We start from the raw sequence: 15,389 nt of genomic DNA on the forward strand, positions 1-15,389 counted from the left end.
TCCTCGGTCAGGCTGCGGGCGCTACGACGGGCGGGCGATCCTTGCGGTACGCGTTCTTGACCGCAATCTTGCCGTCGCGGAAGGTGAAGACGTCCACCATGCGCGCCTCGATGCGGGCGCCGTCGGCACGGGTGCCGCGGAAGGTGGATTCGCTCACGCCGCGGTCGCCCACGACAAAGTGGTCGCCATCAACCCACTGCGCGTCGGGGAAGGTCTGCCAGGCCAGCTGGAAGCCTTCGCGCACCGCGTCGCGGCCGATGAAGCTGCGGCCCAGCAGCTCGGGCCCGGCCACGCCGTGGAAGGCACAGTCATCGGCCATGAAGCGCATCAGGGCCTCGATGTCGTGGCGGTTCCAGGCGTCGTTGAAGGCCTGCAGCAGTTCGATGCCGGCGGCGTTGTTGTCCTTGGACATGGGTTGGTCTCCTGAGTGTTGTCTGCCGGTCCGTGGGGAACTGGCCATGACTCGAGGATAGGGAAGCCGTGCGCGGCGCTGTAGCGCCAGTTCGGGACAATCGCTTGGGCCAGCGGCGGGAGACACCGCCGCGGGCCGGCTCAGGCCGCGGGACGGACCCGGGAAGTGACGGCGCCGATGGTTGTGGGGCCGCTGGCGGTGGCCTGCAGCTCACGCGCCACGCCCGCCAGCACGCGGATGCCGGGCTCGATGCGGTCCAGCGAGATCGACGAGTAGCCCAGCCGGAAGCCGTTGCGCGGTGCGGGCTCGGCCATGAAGAAGACGCTGCCGGGCTCGATCAGCACGCCCTGCAGTTCGGCCAGCCGCGCCAGCGCATCGGCATCGAGCCATGGTGGCCCCTCAATCCAGCATGAGGCGCCGCCGGCGATCGGCACCGCGCGGAAGTCAGGCATATGCGTGGCCAGCGCCGCCAGCACCGCTTCGGCGCGCTCGCGGTGCGCGGCCGCCAGCCGGCGCAGGTGCGCGTCATAGTGGCCCAGCGACAGGAACAGCGAGAACGCGCGCTGGATATACGCCGACGGGTGCCGCAGCATCAGCCGCCGCGCGCCGCGCAGCTCGGCAATCAGCGCCGCAGGCCCGACGATATAGCCGATGCGCAGCCCCGGCGCCAGGCTCTTGGACAGGCTGCCGACATAGATCACGCGGTTGCTGCGGTCCAGGCTCTTGAGCGTGGGGGTGGGGTCGCCTTCGAAGCGGCTTTCGCTTTCGTAGTCGTCCTCGATCAGCACGAAGTCAGCTTCCTCGGCCTGGCGCAGCAGGGCCTGGCGGCGCGCCAGCGGCATGGTGACGGTGGTGGGGCACTGGTGGCCCGGGGTCACGTAGACGTAGTCGCAGGCGCGCTGCGCGTCAGACAGGGTCAGGCCGTCGCCGTCGACCGGCAGCGGCACCAGGTGGGAGGTGTGCGAGCCGAAGATATTGCGTGCGTCCGGATAGCCGGGGTCCTCGATGCCCACCGGCGTGTCGGGGCTGACCAGCAGGTCGGCCAGCAGGTACAGCGCCTGCTGCGCGCCCACGGTCACCACGATCTCGTCGGCGCCGGCCCACACGCCGCGGCGCGGCAGCACGCGGGTGCGGATCTGCTGCACCAGGGATTCGTCGTCGCGCAGGATCATGTCCTGGGCCCAGTCGTGGATGTCGAGCACGCTGAGCGCCTTCAGGCAGCATTCGCGCCAGTCCGCGGTGGGGAACAGCACCGGGTCGTACTGGCCGTAGATGAAGGGGTAGGGGTAGTCGCGCCAGTTGGCGCGCTTGACGATATTGCGCTGCTGCGTGGGGCGGAACACAAAGCGCCGCTCCCAGTCCGGCTCGCCGGAGCGGGCGGGCACCGCCTCGCCGCGCAGCGAGGCCACGCCGCTCACGCGCGTGCCCAGGATCTCCGGGTTGACGAAGTAGCCGCTGCGCTCGCGCGCCACCAGGTAGCCTTCATCGACCAGCTGCTGGTAGGCCAGCACCACCGTGTTGCGCGCCACGCGCAGCTGCGCCGACAGCTCGCGGCTGCTGGGCAGCGGCTCGCCCTGCGGCAACTGCTCGTCAAGGATGGCCGAGACCAGCATCTGGCGGATCTTGCCCTGCAGGCTCAGGCCCGAGTGGGCATGCTGCTGGAACAGCTGGGACCAGAGGGTGGTGGGAGACTTCAGGCTCATAGGGCAGGGGGCGTTGCCTTGACGGCGAAGCGCGCCAGCATACCGCACCGGCGCGCTACGTCAGTCATGGTCAGTCATCAATACTCGTGCAGATCCGGGCGCGGCATCTCCGCCAGCGGCACTACCGGATCCACGCTACCCCGAAACAGTTGCCGCGCGGCGTAGGCCACCAGCAGGATGCCCAGGCTCACCACACCCAGCGCAAGCGGCGTGCGCTGGTCGGGGATGAAGGCCATCGCCACCACGATGCCGATCATGCCGACGATCGCCAGGTAGGTGAGGTACGGGTAGCACCACATGCGCACGCGCAGCTGGCCGGGCGCTTCGCGCTCCAGGCGGGAACGCAGGCGCAGCTGCGAGATCGCGATCAGGATGTAGACGAAGATCGCCACCGTGCCGTACGAGTTCACCAGGAAGGCGAAGACCGTATCCGGCGAGACATAGGACATCACCACCGCACCGTAGCCGAACAGGGTCGCCACCAGGATGGCGCGCACCGGCACGCCGTTGCGGCTCACGCGGGCCAGCGACTTGGGGGCGTCACCGCGGCGGGTCAGCGCGAACAGCATGCGCGACGAGGCATACAGGCCCGAGTTGAGCGCCGACAGCACCGCGGTCAGCACGATCGCGTTCATGATCTGCGCGGCCGCCGGCACGCCCATCACGTTCAGCGCGCTTACGTACGGCGTGGCGATGCTGGTGGAGTTCCAGGGCACCAGGCAGACCACCAGCAGGATCGAGCCTACATAGAACACCAGCACGCGCGTGATCACCGAGCTGGTGGCCTTGGCCACTGCCTTCTGCGGCTCGGCGGTCTCGGCAGCGGCGATGGTGACGATCTCCGCGCCGAAGTAGAAGCCGGTGGCGGCTACCGCGCCGGTCAGCACCGGCACAATGCCGTGCGGCATGAAGCCGCCGTTGGCGGTCAGGTTGGCCACCTCCATGCCATGGGCGCCCGGGGCCAGGCCCAGCACATAGACGCCGGCGATGAACAGGAACACGATGATCGCGGCCACCTTGATCGACGCGAACCAGAACTCGAACTCGCCGAAGGACTTGACCGACACCAGGTTGGTCAGCGTCAGCAGCACCAGCAGCACCAGGCTGATGATCCAGTTGGGCACGTCGGGCAGCCAGTAGCGCACCAGGTCGGCACCGGCCACGGCTTCCAGCGCCACCACGATGACCCAGAAATACCAGTACATCCAGCCGGTCAGGAAGCCGGCCAGGTTGCCCACCGCCGGGCGGTCGCGCCAGGCTTCGCGTGCATACTCATAGAAACCGCCGCTGCCGGGCATGGCGCAGGCCATCTCGCCCAGCATGCGCATCACCAGCACCACCAGCAGGCCGGTGATCAGGAAGGAAAGGACCGCGGCCGGGCCGGCGGACTTGATGACGACGCCGCTGCCGACAAAGAGGCCTGCGCCGATCACGCCACCGAGCGCGATCATGGTCATGTGGCGTTGCTTCAGGCCGTGGGATAGCCCGTTGCCGGACTCTGGTTGTTGGATCATGTTGTGTCTCCTGTGCTGCGCTTGCTGTCGGTACTGCGTTGCAGCCAGTACAGCGTTTAAGGCAGGCGCCACGGCTTCTCTTGGTATAGGTGGCAGGGCAGTAATTGCCAGCCTGGGGCCGTGGTCGTTCAGTATTTGCAATCCCGGGCAGGGATGGCCTATCCGTACATGTCGACTTGTCTCCGGTGATCGCTTAAAAAACTGGAACCAGAAGTTCCGAAAAATTGTTCTTTCACTGGAATGTAGGCCGTTCGCAGGGGAAGGTCAACCAGAAGTTTCGATAATTGATATGATTTGACTCTGAAAATGAAACTTACCTATGATGGAGCCAGGCATGAACGATATGCGCCTCGCCAAAAGTGACGCCAAGCCGGATGGGGACACGCCGGCACTGCGTTTGTTCGGCCTGCTCGAAGTCATCGCGGAGAAGGACCAGTCCTTCAACCTGCAGGCGCTGGTGGAAGAAACCGGCCTGCCCAAGCCCACGCTGCACCGCATGCTGCAGCAGCTCGAGGCCGCGGGCCTGATCCAGCGCAACGGCGACGGGCGGCAGTACGGCACCGGCCTGCGGCTGCGCCGGCTGGCGGAGAACCTGTTGCTCAACAGCACCTCGCACGGTGCGCGCCACATGGTGCTGCGCCGGCTGGTGGACGAGGTGGGCGAGAGCTGCAACCTGACCGCGTTTTCCGGCGGCGAGGTGCTGTACCTGGATCGCGTGGAGACGGCGGCGCCGCTGCGTTTCTACCTGCACCCGGGCTCGCGCGTGCCGGCGCACTGCTCGGCCACGGGCAAGCTGTTCCTGGCGCAGCTGGCGCCGGCGCAGCGCCAGCGGCTGCTGGCCAACGTGGAGCTGGAACGCTACACGCAGAACACGCTGACCGACCACGCGCAGCTGGAAGCCGAACTGGAGCGCGTGAAGCGCGACGGCTACGCGATGGATGATGAAGAGTTCCTGCCGGGGCTGGTCTGCATCGGCGTGCTGGTGCCGGCAGTGGACGGTGGCAAGTCCAACCTGGGGCTGGCGCTGCAGGCCCCGGTGATGCGCGTGACGCGCGACAAGGTGCTGCAACTGCTGCCCGCGCTGCAGCGTGCGGCGGGCGCGCTGGCGGCGATCGAGGCCGACAGCGCCGGCAGCTGGCAGGGCGGCGCGGAAGAGGACGAATAGCGCGCACGGCGTCACGCGGATTGCTCCGCTTGCCGCAGTGCCGATGGCATGGCAGCAAGCAACAAGGAGCATGAGGTGACGCAAGACCAGTTTGGCAAGCCCGACCGGATGATTCCGGTGCGCAGCACGTTCGGCATTGATTCCGGCCTGATGGTGCCGGCCTTCAGCCAGCGCGACGACCACGTGCCGGAGATCGATCCGGCCTACCGCTTCCAGCCCGAGGTGACGCTGGCAATCCTGTCCGGCTTCATGCGCGACCGGCGCGTGATGGTGCAGGGCCTGCACGGCAGCGGCAAGTCGACCCATATCGAGCAAGTCGCCGCGCGGCTGAACTGGCCCTGCGTGCGTGTCAACCTGGACGGGCATATCAGCCGGCTGGACCTGGTCGGCAAGGATGCCATCGTGGTGCGCGACGGGCGCCAGGTCACCGAATTCCAGGAGGGTATCGTGCCGTGGGCGCTGCAGCGCCCGGTGGCGCTGATCTTCGACGAATACGACGCAGGCCGGCCCGATGTGATGTTCGTGATCCAGCGCATCCTGGAGCGCGACGGCAAGTTCACGCTGCTCGACCAGAACCGCGTGATCCGCCCGCATCCGTCTTTCCGGTTGTTTGCGACATCCAATACCGTGGGCCTGGGCAACGTCAACGGCCTCTACCACGGCACCCAGCTGCTCAACCACGCGCAGATCGACCGCTGGAACGTGGTGGCCACGCTGGACTACCTGCCGCATGAGGAAGAAGCCGGCATCGTGCTGGCACGCGTGCCGGAGCTGGGCGACGCCGCCGGGCGCCAGCTGGTCGATGCGATGGTGGCGCTGGCCGGGCTCACGCGCCGCGGGTTTGCCGCCGGCGATGTGTCGGCGCTGATGTCGCCGCGCACGGTGATCAGCTGGGCCGAGAACTGCCAGATCTTCCGCGACCCCGCGCTCGCCTTCCGCCTGACCTTCCTGAACAAGTGCGACGAGGCCGAGCGGCCGGTGGTGGCGGAGTACTACCAGCGTTGCTTCGGCCACCTGCCGGGTGAAGCCGCCGGCGTCAGCGCCGAGTCGGAGCCCGCGCGATGAGCGCGGCCACGGTCGCGCAGCAGTTGCGCCGGCGCCAGCGGCAGGATGAGCTGTCCGGCGCCGCGGTGCGCGCGATCACCGGCGATGCGGCGCTGCATTTCCGCGACGGCCAGCTCTGGCGCGCGATGCGCCCGCTGCCGCAGCATGCGCCGCACTTGCGCACGGATTTGGAAACCGACACGGCCACCTGCCTGCGCGGCGCGGCCGATGGTGCCGCCCTGCGCCAGGCGCATTCCGACGCCGCGCTGCATCGGCAGCTGTGCCCGGCCGATCCGGTCGAGCGCCTGGTCTTCGAACTGCTGGAGCAGCTGCGTTGCGAGACCCGCCTGCCGCGCGGCATGGCCGGCATGGCGGCCAACCTGCGCCACCGCTTCATGGCGTGGTCGCGGGCCTTCCATCGTTCCGGGCTGACCGAGGGCACCTCGGCATCCTGCTCTATACCGTGGCGCAGGTGTCCTGGTCGCGCCTGACGGGGAGCCGGTGCTGGAAGAGACCGAAGACCTGATCGAAGCCACGCGCGCCGCCATCGTGCCGGTGCTGGGCACCGCGCTGGCCGGCCTGCGCGCGCAACGCCACGACCAGGCCGCCTACGCCGCGCACGCACTGGCGCTGGCGCGCGCGGTGGCGCAGATGATCCGTACCGAAGCCCCGCTTGCCGGCGAAGACGACGACAACTCAGCCTCGGCCGCGCGCGCCGGGTTTGCGTTGTGGCTGGATTTCGACGAACCGCCTGCGGAAGACTTTGCACTGGCCGACAGCGGCCACAGCCGCGTGCTGGCCGACGCCACCGACGGCTACCGCGCCTACACCACCCGCTACGACCGCGAAGTGCGCGCCGCAACGCTGGTGCGCCGCGCCTTGCTGGACGAGTACCGCACGCGGCTCGACGCACGCATCGCGCGCGCGGGCGTGAACATCGCCCGGCTGGCGCGCCGGCTGCGCGCCGCGCTGTCCCAGCCGCGCGTGGATGGCTGGTCCTTCGGCGAGGAAAGCGGCCGCATCGACGGCCGCCGCCTGGCGCAACTGGTCTGCTCGCCCGCCGAGCGCCGGCTCTTCCGCCAGGAAGCGCACAGGGCCCATGCCGACTGCGTGGTCGGCTTCCTGATCGACTGCTCCGGCTCGATGAAGGCGCAGGCCGAGCCGCTGACGCTGCTGATCGACCTGCTCACGCGCGCGCTCGACCAGGCTGGCGTGGCCACCGAGGTGCTGGGCTTCACCACCAACGCCTGGAACGGCGGCCGCGCCCGCGCCGACTGGCTCGCGCGCGGCCGCCCGCAGCACCCCGGCCGCCTCAACGAGACCTGCCACATGGTCTTCAAGGACGCCGCGCGCAGCTGGCGCCGCTCGCGTACCGACCTCACCGCCTTGCTCAAGGCCGACCTGTTCCGCGAGGGCGTGGACGGCGAGGCGGTCGAGTGGGCCTGCGCACGCCTGCATGCCTCCGGCAAGGCGCGCCGCATCCTGCTGGTGGTGTCCGACGGCAGCCCGATGGACACCGCGACCGGGCAGGCCAACGACGCCTGCTACCTCGATAACCACCTGAAGGCCGTGGTAGCGCGGCATGAGGCGCTGCGAGATGTGGAGATACTGGGGCTGGGCGTCGGGCTGGACCTGAGTCCTTACTACCGGCACACGCTGGCGCTGGACCTGTCGCAGCCGGTGGATATGGCGATGCTGGACGAGGTGGCGGGGCTGGTGGGGGCGAGGCGGCGGTAGCGGCCAGACTGGCGTTCGACATGCCGGCGGCGTTCGCGTTGCGCGTACACGGCCAGGAAATCGTACAGACCGAACGCGCACTCGCCTGCCCGACGCCGTCTTTCCTTCAGCCGCTCCGCAGCGGCCGCAGCCCGCCTGTGCTCAACCGCGCACCGCTTCCCTTGGCTGCCATGACACCGCGATATCGCCATCAATGAAGGTCTGGCAGGCCAGCCGGAACCCCGTCGCCAGCTCCTCCTCGGTCAGCAGTTTCTTTTCCTTTGGCTTGACCGCGTCCGTATGCTCGTGGCCCTTTTCGATGCGGCATTTGCAGGTGCCGCACAGGCCGCCGCCGCACTTGAAAGGGATGCCGCCCTGCTCGCGCAGCGACACGCGCAGCAAATTGCTGTTGACCGGTGCGCTGACCGTCTTGCCGTGGTTGGTGAGGAAGGTGATCTGGATCATGGTGAAGATTGGCTGAAGGGCCGGCGTTAGTAGTCAGGAGCGCCCGCCCACGGCGACTGGAGTCGGCACCAGGGCGATGTCCATGCTGCCGAAGCTGGCCAGTTCGCGCAGCGCGGCGCGGGCGGCTTCCAGCGTGGCGTACTTGTCGAGGAACTTGGTCGACACCAGGTTGACGATGCCGGGGGGCGTTTCTTCCAGTACCCGCACCTTGGTATCGGCGGCCAGTTCGGCGATGACGAAGCGCGCGGTGGGCTTGCCGTAGAAGACGTAGTCATAGGCTTCGACCGCGGTCATGCCCGCTGTGGGCTCGGTGCGGAACTGGCCGGGGCGGCTGGTGAGAAGGACGAACATGTCAGGCATCCGCGCCGGCCGTGGCCACGATGGCAGGTGCCTGGGCGGGCAGGTCGTCCTGGGCCAGCTCGATGTCATGCTCGATCCAGAGCTGGCAGGCCAGCCGGTAGCCCTGTTCGAGCCGCTCGCCGAGTTGCTTCTTCTCTTTCCAGTTGGGCGGCGGCAGGTGTTCGGCGCCGGCGATCACGCGGCAGGCGCATTTGGAGCACTTGCCCATGCCGCACTCGTAGCGCAGGTTGGGGTAGGGGAACTGGCGGATCCCGGCGCGGACGACCAGGTTGGTCTGGGGCTTGACCTCGTCGACGAAGGTCTGGCCCTGCTTGTGGAAAGTGACTGTCGGCATGGCGCGGTTCCTGCCGGGCTGGCCGCCCGGCGTCATGAATAATCGAAAAAATCGGTGGGACCTGGCTGTCGCTTGCGGCCGCCTACGACCACAACACCATCGCGGCCACGGTGGAGCAGGCCAGCCCGATCAGCACCGGGATCAGCAGCGCGCGCACTGCTTCCAGCACCGGCACGCGGGCGAAGCCGGCCACCGCGATCAGCGACGACCACGCCACCAGCGTGCCGCCGCCGGTCCAGACCGCGCCCATCTGGCCCACCGCGGCCAGCGTGGCGGGGTCGAAACCGACCACCGGGCCGAGTGCGCCGGCCAGCGTGCCCGTCAGCGGCAGGCCGGCGAAACCGGAGCCGTCGATGCCGGTGATCATGCCCACGAGCAGCACCCCGAAGGCGACCAGCACGTGGTTGTCCGGGATCATGTGCTGGTAAGCCTGGATCAGTTCGAACAGCAGGCTCGGCGCCTTGCCCGGCGGCAGGCCCAGGATCTGCGCTGCGGTTTCGCCGGCGCCGACGAAGAAGAAGCCGGCAATCGGCAGCACCGAGCCCATCGCCTTGAAGGCGAAGACAAAGCCGTCGGTGATGTGCTCCGGGCACACGTCGAGCATGCGGCGAGGGCCTTCGGCGGCCAGCGTCGCCAGCATCATCAGCACCGCCGCGACGCCGCCGACCAGCGCGGCCGCATCGCCGCCCTTGAGGTCCTGCACGCCGGTACCCAGCTTGGGCAGCACCATGACGGCGACCACGGCGAGGAAAGCAACCGGCGTCACGATCGCGAAGCATTTCGACCACTTCACCCGGCGCCGGGCCACCATCGCCAGGCTTGCCTCGATATTGCTGTCGCTAGCCAGCGGCTCGGCGTGGGCGGTGCCCCTGGCGATCTCGGCCTTGTCGAAGGTGCCGCCGCCTTCCAGCGCCTCGGCGCTGCCGCCGGCGCGCGCCTGCCAGCGGTCGAGCAGGGTGCCGCAGGCGGGGACGATGTGCTTGCGCATCGACAGATAGGCCAGGCACAGCGCAATAGTGCCGGTGATGATCGACAGCGCCAGCGCGCGATCGGCCACCACCGCGGCGCTCACTGCCGCGCCGGCCGCCTTGGCGCTGATGCCGGGCGCGACGCCGATCACGTAGTCCGATGACAGCGCCATGCCCTGGCCGGCGATGGCGATGGCCATCGCGCCTGCCAGCGGCGGCAGCCCCGCCGCAATGGCCGCCGGCAGCAGGATCGCCGAGACCAGCGGCACCGCGGGCGTGGGCCAGAAGAACAGCGAGATGACGTAAGTGATGCCGGCCAGGATAAAGAAAGCCGAATGCCCGTTCTTCATCACTACGCGGAAGGGCTCGACCATGCGGATGTCGGAGCGCAGCGTCTTGAGCGCATTGAGCAGCGCCGTCATGAACGCGATCACCAGGAAGATATTGAACAGTTCCTTGGCGGCAACCAGGCTCGCGGAAAACACCCCGCCCAGCGCGGAGACCGGACTGCCGGTCAGCGCAAAGACGACCAGCGCGGTGCCGACGATCGACGGTACGACAACATTGGCACGCAGGATCATCGTCAGCACGATGACTGCTACCCCTGACAGATAGATCCAGTGCGCGGCACCGATCACGACTTGTTGTGACATGAAGACTCCCTGGGGGCGGAGGGTTGTGGGGCCCGGTTCCGGTCGGCTTCGGAATCAGTTTCGGTATACTATATTCCAACAACACTGCGCGACAACAGATTTCTCATCGGGACTTACGCTTATGCCAGAACGGTGCAGGTTCCGGAAAGTCGCACATTTATTGGGATTTTCAAGGTGCTCAAGTCGCCTCGTCATGGTGCGGCGGAGACGGATGATTTGCCCGGCTTCACTTCAATGTGTAGACTGTATACATTAAATCAGCGATTGACGCGCGAAGTGCGGGCAAGATGAGCAGGACGCGTGCCTGTCTGCGGCCGCGACGCTCGACGCGCGTCCCGTGCGCCTTTCGCGCCGCTGTCCCGACTACGTCGCCATGACCTCTGCCTTCTGCGCCAACTTGTTTTCCCTGCTCCCCGCCAGCCTGTCCGTCTCCGCCTATCTGTGGATGGGCGTGCTCATCCTCGTTGGCGCTTGCCTGCAAGGTGTGGGCGGGATCGGTTTTGCGATGCTGTCGGCGCCGCTGGGGGCGATCTTCTTTCCGGACCTTGTGCCGGGACCGCTGCTGGCGATGGGCTGCTGTCTCTCGTTGATGGGCGCGCTGCGCGAGCGCGAGGCGATCGCGTGGCGCATCGCCGGCTTCGCCCTGATCGGGCGCGCGCTGGGCGGCGCGGCGGCGGTGCTGACGATGGCGTGGCTGGCGCCGGGCCCGCTGGGGGTGCTGTTCTCGGTGTCGATACTCGCCGCCGTGGCGCTGAGCCTGCTGGGCTGGCGCCTGCTGCCGACTTCGCGCAACGTGGCCATTGCCGGCACCCTGTCGGGCTTCATGGGCACGATCACCTCGGCCGGCGCGCCGCCGTTCGCGCTGGTCATGCAGCACATGGCGCCGGCGCCGATGCGCGCGACCATGGGTTGCATCCTGTCCGGCGGCGCGGTGCTGTCGCTGGCCATGCTCGCGCTGGCGGGGCGCTTCGGCCTGCCGCAGCTGGTGCTTGCTGCGGCGCTTGCGCCGTTCCTGCTGGCCGGCTTCGAGCTCTCGAACCGCCTGCGCGGGCACGTCTCGCCCGGCGTCGTGCGCCGCCTGCTGCTGGGACTGTGCGCAGCCGGGGCGCTTGGCGTGCTCGGACGCACGGCGTTTGCCTGACGATTTCTGCGCCCGGTTGCCCGCGCCTTTTCCTGTCCTTCCCTGCCAATCCAATCAGCGGAGTTCCCATGCAGCACATCACAGATGAGATGGTCGATGCCCACGTCAGCCCGGAGGATGCCCGGCAAGTCATGGAAGCAGCGTTTTCCAGCTTCGGGCGCGGCGACGCCGCGATGCAGGAGCGCATCCGCACCGAGGCGGGCGGCGTCAAGCTGTCCACGCTGGGTGCGGTGATCCCGCAGCAGGGTGTGGCGGGCGCCAAGGTCTACACCACCATCAACGGCCAGTTCTCCTTTGTCATCCTGATCTTCTCGGCTGACGACGGCCGTCCGCTCGCTTCGTTCGACGCCGGCGCCATCACGCGCCTGCGCACAGCTGCCTGCACCACGCTTGCGGCGCAGCGGCTGGCGCGGCCCGGCGCGCGCACGCTGGCGCTGTTCGGCGCCGGCACGCAGGGCGTGCAGCACGCGCGCCAGCTCAGCGCGACGCTCGGGCTGGAGCGCATCCTGGTGTCCGATCCGCATGCCGATGAAGGCATGCCGGCGCGGCTGTCGGCGCTGTGCGGCATTCCGGTAGCGCTGGCAGCGCCAGATGCTGCCGTGGCCGAGGCCGATATCGTCGTCACGGCGTCGCGCGCGACCACGCCGCTGTTCGCGGGCGCGTCGATCCGGCCGGGCGCCTTCGTTGCCGCCATCGGCTCCAGCCTGCCGCATACGCGTGAACTGGACGACACCGCGCTGCGCCGCGCCGCCGCCGTGGTGGTCGAGTGGCGCCCGCAGTCCGTGCGCGAGGCGGGCGACATCGTGCTGGCCGATCCGCAGGCACTTCCGCACGGGAAGATCATCGAACTGGGCGACGTGGTCCTTGGCAAGGTGTCGCCGCGCCAGCGGGACGACGACATCGTGATCTACAAGTCAGTCGGCGTGGGACTGGAGGACGTGGCGCTGGCGGGCTTCGCCTGGTCCCGCATCGCTGGCGTGGCGGAGCGTCTCGCCGCCTGATCCCCATCGCCCGCTCCACCGCCGGGTAAACACTTACGTGATTAGTCAACGGAGCCCTTGTCGTCGCTGACTGACTGTATATAGTATACAACCATGCAAGGGCTGATCGATTTACGAAGCGACCCCGGCATCCAACCCACTCAATCGCCCCACATCGCCAACCAGGAGCCTCCGCCATGGCCGAACTGATGAACCGCGAAGCATTCCGTGCCGCCCTCGAAGAAGCCATCAAAGGCAAGAGCGCCAACAAGGCGCCGTTCAGCGTTGCCTGGGCCAGCGGCAAGCTGACCCGCGCCCATCTCGCACGCTGGGCCGAGAACCACTATCACTACGTCGGCCCGTTCGCGGATTACCTGGGCTACATCTACGCCCGCACTCCGGACCGCTATACCGAAGCCAAGGATTTCCTGCTCGCCAATATGTATGAGGAAGAGATCGGCGGCGACCGCCATACCGACCTGCTGATCCGCTTTGCCGAAGCCTGCGGCACCACCCGCGAGCGCGTGATCGACCCGGACAATATGTCGCCCACCACCCGTGGCCTGCAGAGCTGGTGCTATGCGGTGGCCATGCGTGAAGACCCCATCGTCGCGGTAGCCGGCCTGGTGGTCGGGCTGGAGTCGCAGGTACCTTCGATCTACCGCAAGCAGACCCCGACGCTGCGCGACAAGTACCAGTTCACCGACGAGGAAGTCGAATTCTTTGACCTGCATATCGTCTCGGACGAGATCCACGGCGAGCGCGGCTACCAGATCGTGCTGGAGCACGCCAACACGCCGGAGCTGCAGCAGCGCTGCCTGAAGATCTGCGAGATCGGCGCGCAGATGCGGCTGCTGTACACGACGGCGCTCTATCACGACTACGTCGAGAAGGAACTGCCGCTGCCTGAACTCGACATGGCGGCCTGAGCGCCGCAGCGCAACCGGATCGACAATGACCGTATTCCTCAACCATATCGACGGCGAATGGACGGCCTGCCAGTCGGGCCGCACCTTCGATAACGTCAACCCGGCCGATACCGCCGATATCGTGGGCCGCTTCCAGGCGTCTGCCGCGGTGGACGCGCAGGCGGCCGTCGCCGCCGCGGCGGCTGCGTTCGCCGGCTGGAAGAAGACCCCGGTCGGCAAGCGCGCCGCCATCCTCAACCGCGCCGCCGACCATCTCGAGGCCAACGCCGACAGCATCGCCGCCGAGCTGACCCGCGAGGAGGGCAAGGCGCTGGCGCTGGCCCGCGACGAGGTGCTGCGCTCGGCCCAGACGCTGCGCTTCTACGTGGTGGAAGGGCAGACCTTCACCGGCGAGGTGTACCCGAACGACGACCCCGACCAGCTCGTCTACAGCCTGCGCGAGCCGCTGGGTGTGGTGACGGTGATCGCACCGTGGAATTTCCCGGTGTCGATTCCCGCCCGCAAGATCGCCCCGGCGCTGGTGACCGGCAACACGGTGGTGTTCAAGCCGTCGTCCGAGGCGCCGCTGTCGGGCTACCGGCTGGCCGAGGCGCTGGTCAAGGGCGGCCTGCCCAAGGGCGTGCTGAACTTCATCACCGGCAGCGCCGCCGACATCGGCGCGGCCATCACCGAGGCGCCGGCCGTGCGGGCGATCTCGTTCACCGGCTCGTCGCGCGCCGGCGAGCAGATCCACCGCGCCGTGCCGCTGACCACGCGCACGCAGATGGAGCTGGGCGGCAAGAACCCGCTGATCGTGATGGAAGATGCCGACCTCGATCGCGCCATCGACCTGACCATCAAGGGCGGCTTCTCGCTGTCGGGGCAGGCGTGCACCGGAACCAGCCGCGTGCTGGTGGCCGAGTCGGTCAAAGCTGCGTACACCGAACGCCTGCTGGCGAAGGTCGCCACCCTCAAGGTCGGCAGCGGCACGATGGCGGGGATGGACCTCGGGCCGCTGGCTTCGCACAAGCAGCTGGAAACGGTGCTGCGCTATATCGATATCGGCAAGTCCGAGGCAACGCTGCTGTGCGGCGGCGCGCGCCTTGCCGGCGGCGACTTCGACAAGGGCTACTACGTGGCGCCGACCGTGTTCACCGACGTGACCCAGCAGATGCGGATCGCGCGCGAGGAAATCTTCGGGCCGGTGATCGCCATCCTGGGCTTCACCGACTACGCTGACGCCATCGCCAAGGCCAACGACACCGAATACGGCCTGGCGGCGGCCATCGTCACCAGCAACCCGCGCTACATCCACCACTTCGCCACGGACATCGAGGCGGGCACGGTCAAGGTCAACCGCACCACCACCGGCAACCTGGTCAACGCGCCGTTCGGCGGGGTCAAGCGCTCAAGCACCTCGACATTCCGCGAGTCGGGGCGCACCGGGCTGGAGTTCTATACGCAGGTCAAGACGGTCTACCGAGGCGCCTGAGCCCGGACCTTGCAAGGAGTCACAGAGACATGAAAAAAGCCATCAAGCTGGAACTGCGCGAAGCGCGCCATATGGTTGCCGCCGCGATCCGGCGCTCCGAGGAAATCGGCGTGCTGGAATCGATCTGCGTGGTCGACGAGGGCGGTTATCCGCTCGCGCTGGAGCGCATGGACGGCGCCCGCATCACCGGGCCGCAGATCGCATGGAACAAGGCGTTCACGGCCGCGGGGCACAAGCGCTCCACGCACCTGTTCACCACGCCGCCCAACGGGCCGGCGCTGCCGGGCAACGAGGCCTTCGGCATCCAGTGGAGCTTCGAGGGCAAGTTCGCCGCGTTCGTGGGCGGCTTTCCGATCGTGGTCAACGACGAGGTGATCGGCGGCATCGGCCTGTCCGGCGGCAACGGAGAGCAGGACACGCAGGCCGGGCTGGCCGCGCTGCAGGCACTGGCCGAGCTGCTGGCGCCGCAGGACCTGAAGGTGCTGGTGCAGGCCGATATCAAGAAGTAAGCACGAGTCAGCACGATTCTCGCGG

General features: G+C 68.0%; 14 protein-coding genes and 1 pseudogene. 8 read left to right on the top strand and 7 right to left on the bottom strand.

Annotated elements, in window-relative coordinates; translation table 11 throughout:
• Positions 1–7: 7 nt before the first annotated feature.
• The 3 genes from RS901_RS24960 to RS901_RS24970 all read right to left on the bottom strand — a co-directional run bounded on the left by RS901_RS24960 (position 8) and on the right by RS901_RS24970 (position 3,629).
• The gene (locus RS901_RS24960) at positions 8–412 is read right to left on the bottom strand and encodes a nuclear transport factor 2 family protein (RefSeq protein ID WP_316156821.1); all 405 of its coding nucleotides are present in this window, start codon (positions 410–412) and stop codon (positions 8–10) included.
• Between the two features lie 140 nt (positions 413–552).
• Positions 553–2,115, bottom strand: coding sequence for a PLP-dependent aminotransferase family protein (locus tag RS901_RS24965; protein ID WP_316156822.1), 1,563 nt, complete (start codon positions 2,113–2,115; stop codon positions 553–555).
• A gap of 77 nt (positions 2,116–2,192) precedes the next feature.
• Positions 2,193–3,629, bottom strand: coding sequence for an amino acid permease (locus RS901_RS24970; RefSeq protein ID WP_316156823.1), 1,437 nt, complete (start codon positions 3,627–3,629; stop codon positions 2,193–2,195).
• A gap of 334 nt (positions 3,630–3,963) precedes the next feature.
• On the opposite strand from RS901_RS24970, the gene RS901_RS24975 reads away from it, so the two are divergent.
• The 3 genes and pseudogenes from RS901_RS24975 (at position 3,964) to RS901_RS24985 (ending at position 7,575) form a co-directional block, all read left to right on the top strand.
• Positions 3,964–4,794, top strand: coding sequence for an IclR family transcriptional regulator (locus tag RS901_RS24975; protein WP_410054220.1), 831 nt, complete (start codon positions 3,964–3,966; stop codon positions 4,792–4,794).
• A 48-nt stretch (positions 4,795–4,842) separates the two neighbouring features.
• Positions 4,843–5,859: an AAA family ATPase gene (locus RS901_RS24980; RefSeq protein ID WP_316156825.1), complete on the top strand. Its 1,017-nt coding sequence runs from the start codon at positions 4,843–4,845 to the stop codon at positions 5,857–5,859.
• Positions 5,856–7,575 (top strand): annotated as a pseudogene (locus tag RS901_RS24985) (cobaltochelatase CobT-related protein). Before RS901_RS24980 ends, RS901_RS24985 begins: the two are co-directional and overlap by 4 nt.
• Positions 7,576–7,716: 141 nt before the next feature.
• Here the strand turns inward: RS901_RS24985 and RS901_RS24990 are convergent.
• The 4 genes from RS901_RS24990 to RS901_RS25005 form a co-directional block, all read right to left on the bottom strand.
• On the bottom strand, positions 7,717–8,019 hold the full coding sequence (locus RS901_RS24990) for a 2Fe-2S iron-sulfur cluster-binding protein (RefSeq protein WP_316156826.1): 303 nt from the start codon (positions 8,017–8,019) through the stop codon (positions 7,717–7,719).
• A gap of 33 nt (positions 8,020–8,052) precedes the next feature.
• A complete protein-coding gene (locus tag RS901_RS24995) occupies positions 8,053–8,370 on the bottom strand; it encodes a ferredoxin (RefSeq protein WP_316156827.1) in 318 nt (105 codons plus the stop codon).
• 1 nt (position 8,371) lies between these two features.
• Positions 8,372–8,713 (bottom strand): 2Fe-2S iron-sulfur cluster-binding protein, encoded by a 342-nt coding sequence (locus tag RS901_RS25000; protein WP_035826499.1) that lies wholly within the window; start codon positions 8,711–8,713, stop codon positions 8,372–8,374.
• An 82-nt stretch (positions 8,714–8,795) separates the two neighbouring features.
• Positions 8,796–10,334, bottom strand: a complete 1,539-nt coding sequence (locus tag RS901_RS25005; RefSeq protein WP_316156828.1) for a hypothetical protein — start codon at positions 10,332–10,334, stop codon at positions 8,796–8,798.
• Positions 10,335–10,779: 445 nt separating this feature from the next.
• On the opposite strand from RS901_RS25005, the gene RS901_RS25010 reads away from it, so the two are divergent.
• The 5 genes from RS901_RS25010 (at position 10,780) to RS901_RS25030 (ending at position 15,364) form a co-directional block, all read left to right on the top strand.
• Positions 10,780–11,475, top strand: a complete 696-nt coding sequence (locus tag RS901_RS25010; RefSeq protein ID WP_316157286.1) for a sulfite exporter TauE/SafE family protein — start codon at positions 10,780–10,782, stop codon at positions 11,473–11,475.
• 68 nt (positions 11,476–11,543) lie between these two features.
• Positions 11,544–12,476 carry an ornithine cyclodeaminase family protein gene (locus RS901_RS25015; protein WP_316156830.1) on the top strand — a complete coding sequence of 311 codons (933 nt, stop codon included), beginning with the start codon at positions 11,544–11,546 and terminating at the stop codon, positions 12,474–12,476.
• Positions 12,477–12,652: 176 nt separating this feature from the next.
• Positions 12,653–13,384, top strand: coding sequence for a TenA family transcriptional regulator (locus tag RS901_RS25020; RefSeq protein ID WP_010810360.1), 732 nt, complete (start codon positions 12,653–12,655; stop codon positions 13,382–13,384).
• 25 nt (positions 13,385–13,409) lie between these two features.
• The gene (locus RS901_RS25025) at positions 13,410–14,855 is read left to right on the top strand and encodes an aldehyde dehydrogenase family protein (RefSeq protein ID WP_316156831.1); all 1,446 of its coding nucleotides are present in this window, start codon (positions 13,410–13,412) and stop codon (positions 14,853–14,855) included.
• A 29-nt stretch (positions 14,856–14,884) separates the two neighbouring features.
• Positions 14,885–15,364, top strand: a complete 480-nt coding sequence (locus RS901_RS25030) for a GlcG/HbpS family heme-binding protein (RefSeq protein WP_013953475.1) — start codon at positions 14,885–14,887, stop codon at positions 15,362–15,364.
• Positions 15,365–15,389 lie beyond the last annotated feature (25 nt).

The sequence above is a fragment of the Cupriavidus sp. BIC8F genome, assembly GCF_032465815.1.
Taxonomy (GTDB): Bacteria; Pseudomonadota; Gammaproteobacteria; order Burkholderiales; family Burkholderiaceae; genus Cupriavidus; species Cupriavidus necator.

Coding starts and splice junctions, on each gene's coding strand:
- RS901_RS25000 (WP_035826499.1), bottom strand. CDS start 8,713: ATGCCGACAGTCACTTTCCACAAGCAGGGCCAGACCTTCGTCGACGAG.
- RS901_RS25030 (WP_013953475.1), top strand. CDS start 14,885: ATGAAAAAAGCCATCAAGCTGGAACTGCGCGAAGCGCGCCATATGGTT.
- RS901_RS24990 (WP_316156826.1), bottom strand. CDS start 8,019: ATGATCCAGATCACCTTCCTCACCAACCACGGCAAGACGGTCAGCGCA.
- RS901_RS25010 (WP_316157286.1), top strand. CDS start 10,780: ATGGGCGTGCTCATCCTCGTTGGCGCTTGCCTGCAAGGTGTGGGCGGG.
- RS901_RS24960 (WP_316156821.1), bottom strand. CDS start 412: ATGTCCAAGGACAACAACGCCGCCGGCATCGAACTGCTGCAGGCCTTC.
- RS901_RS24995 (WP_316156827.1), bottom strand. CDS start 8,370: ATGTTCGTCCTTCTCACCAGCCGCCCCGGCCAGTTCCGCACCGAGCCC.
- RS901_RS25025 (WP_316156831.1), top strand. CDS start 13,410: ATGACCGTATTCCTCAACCATATCGACGGCGAATGGACGGCCTGCCAG.
- RS901_RS24980 (WP_316156825.1), top strand. CDS start 4,843: ATGGCAGCAAGCAACAAGGAGCATGAGGTGACGCAAGACCAGTTTGGC.
- RS901_RS25020 (WP_010810360.1), top strand. CDS start 12,653: ATGGCCGAACTGATGAACCGCGAAGCATTCCGTGCCGCCCTCGAAGAA.
- RS901_RS24975 (WP_410054220.1), top strand. CDS start 3,964: ATGAACGATATGCGCCTCGCCAAAAGTGACGCCAAGCCGGATGGGGAC.
- RS901_RS24965 (WP_316156822.1), bottom strand. CDS start 2,115: ATGAGCCTGAAGTCTCCCACCACCCTCTGGTCCCAGCTGTTCCAGCAG.
- RS901_RS25005 (WP_316156828.1), bottom strand. CDS start 10,334: ATGTCACAACAAGTCGTGATCGGTGCCGCGCACTGGATCTATCTGTCA.
- RS901_RS24970 (WP_316156823.1), bottom strand. CDS start 3,629: ATGATCCAACAACCAGAGTCCGGCAACGGGCTATCCCACGGCCTGAAG.
- RS901_RS25015 (WP_316156830.1), top strand. CDS start 11,544: ATGCAGCACATCACAGATGAGATGGTCGATGCCCACGTCAGCCCGGAG.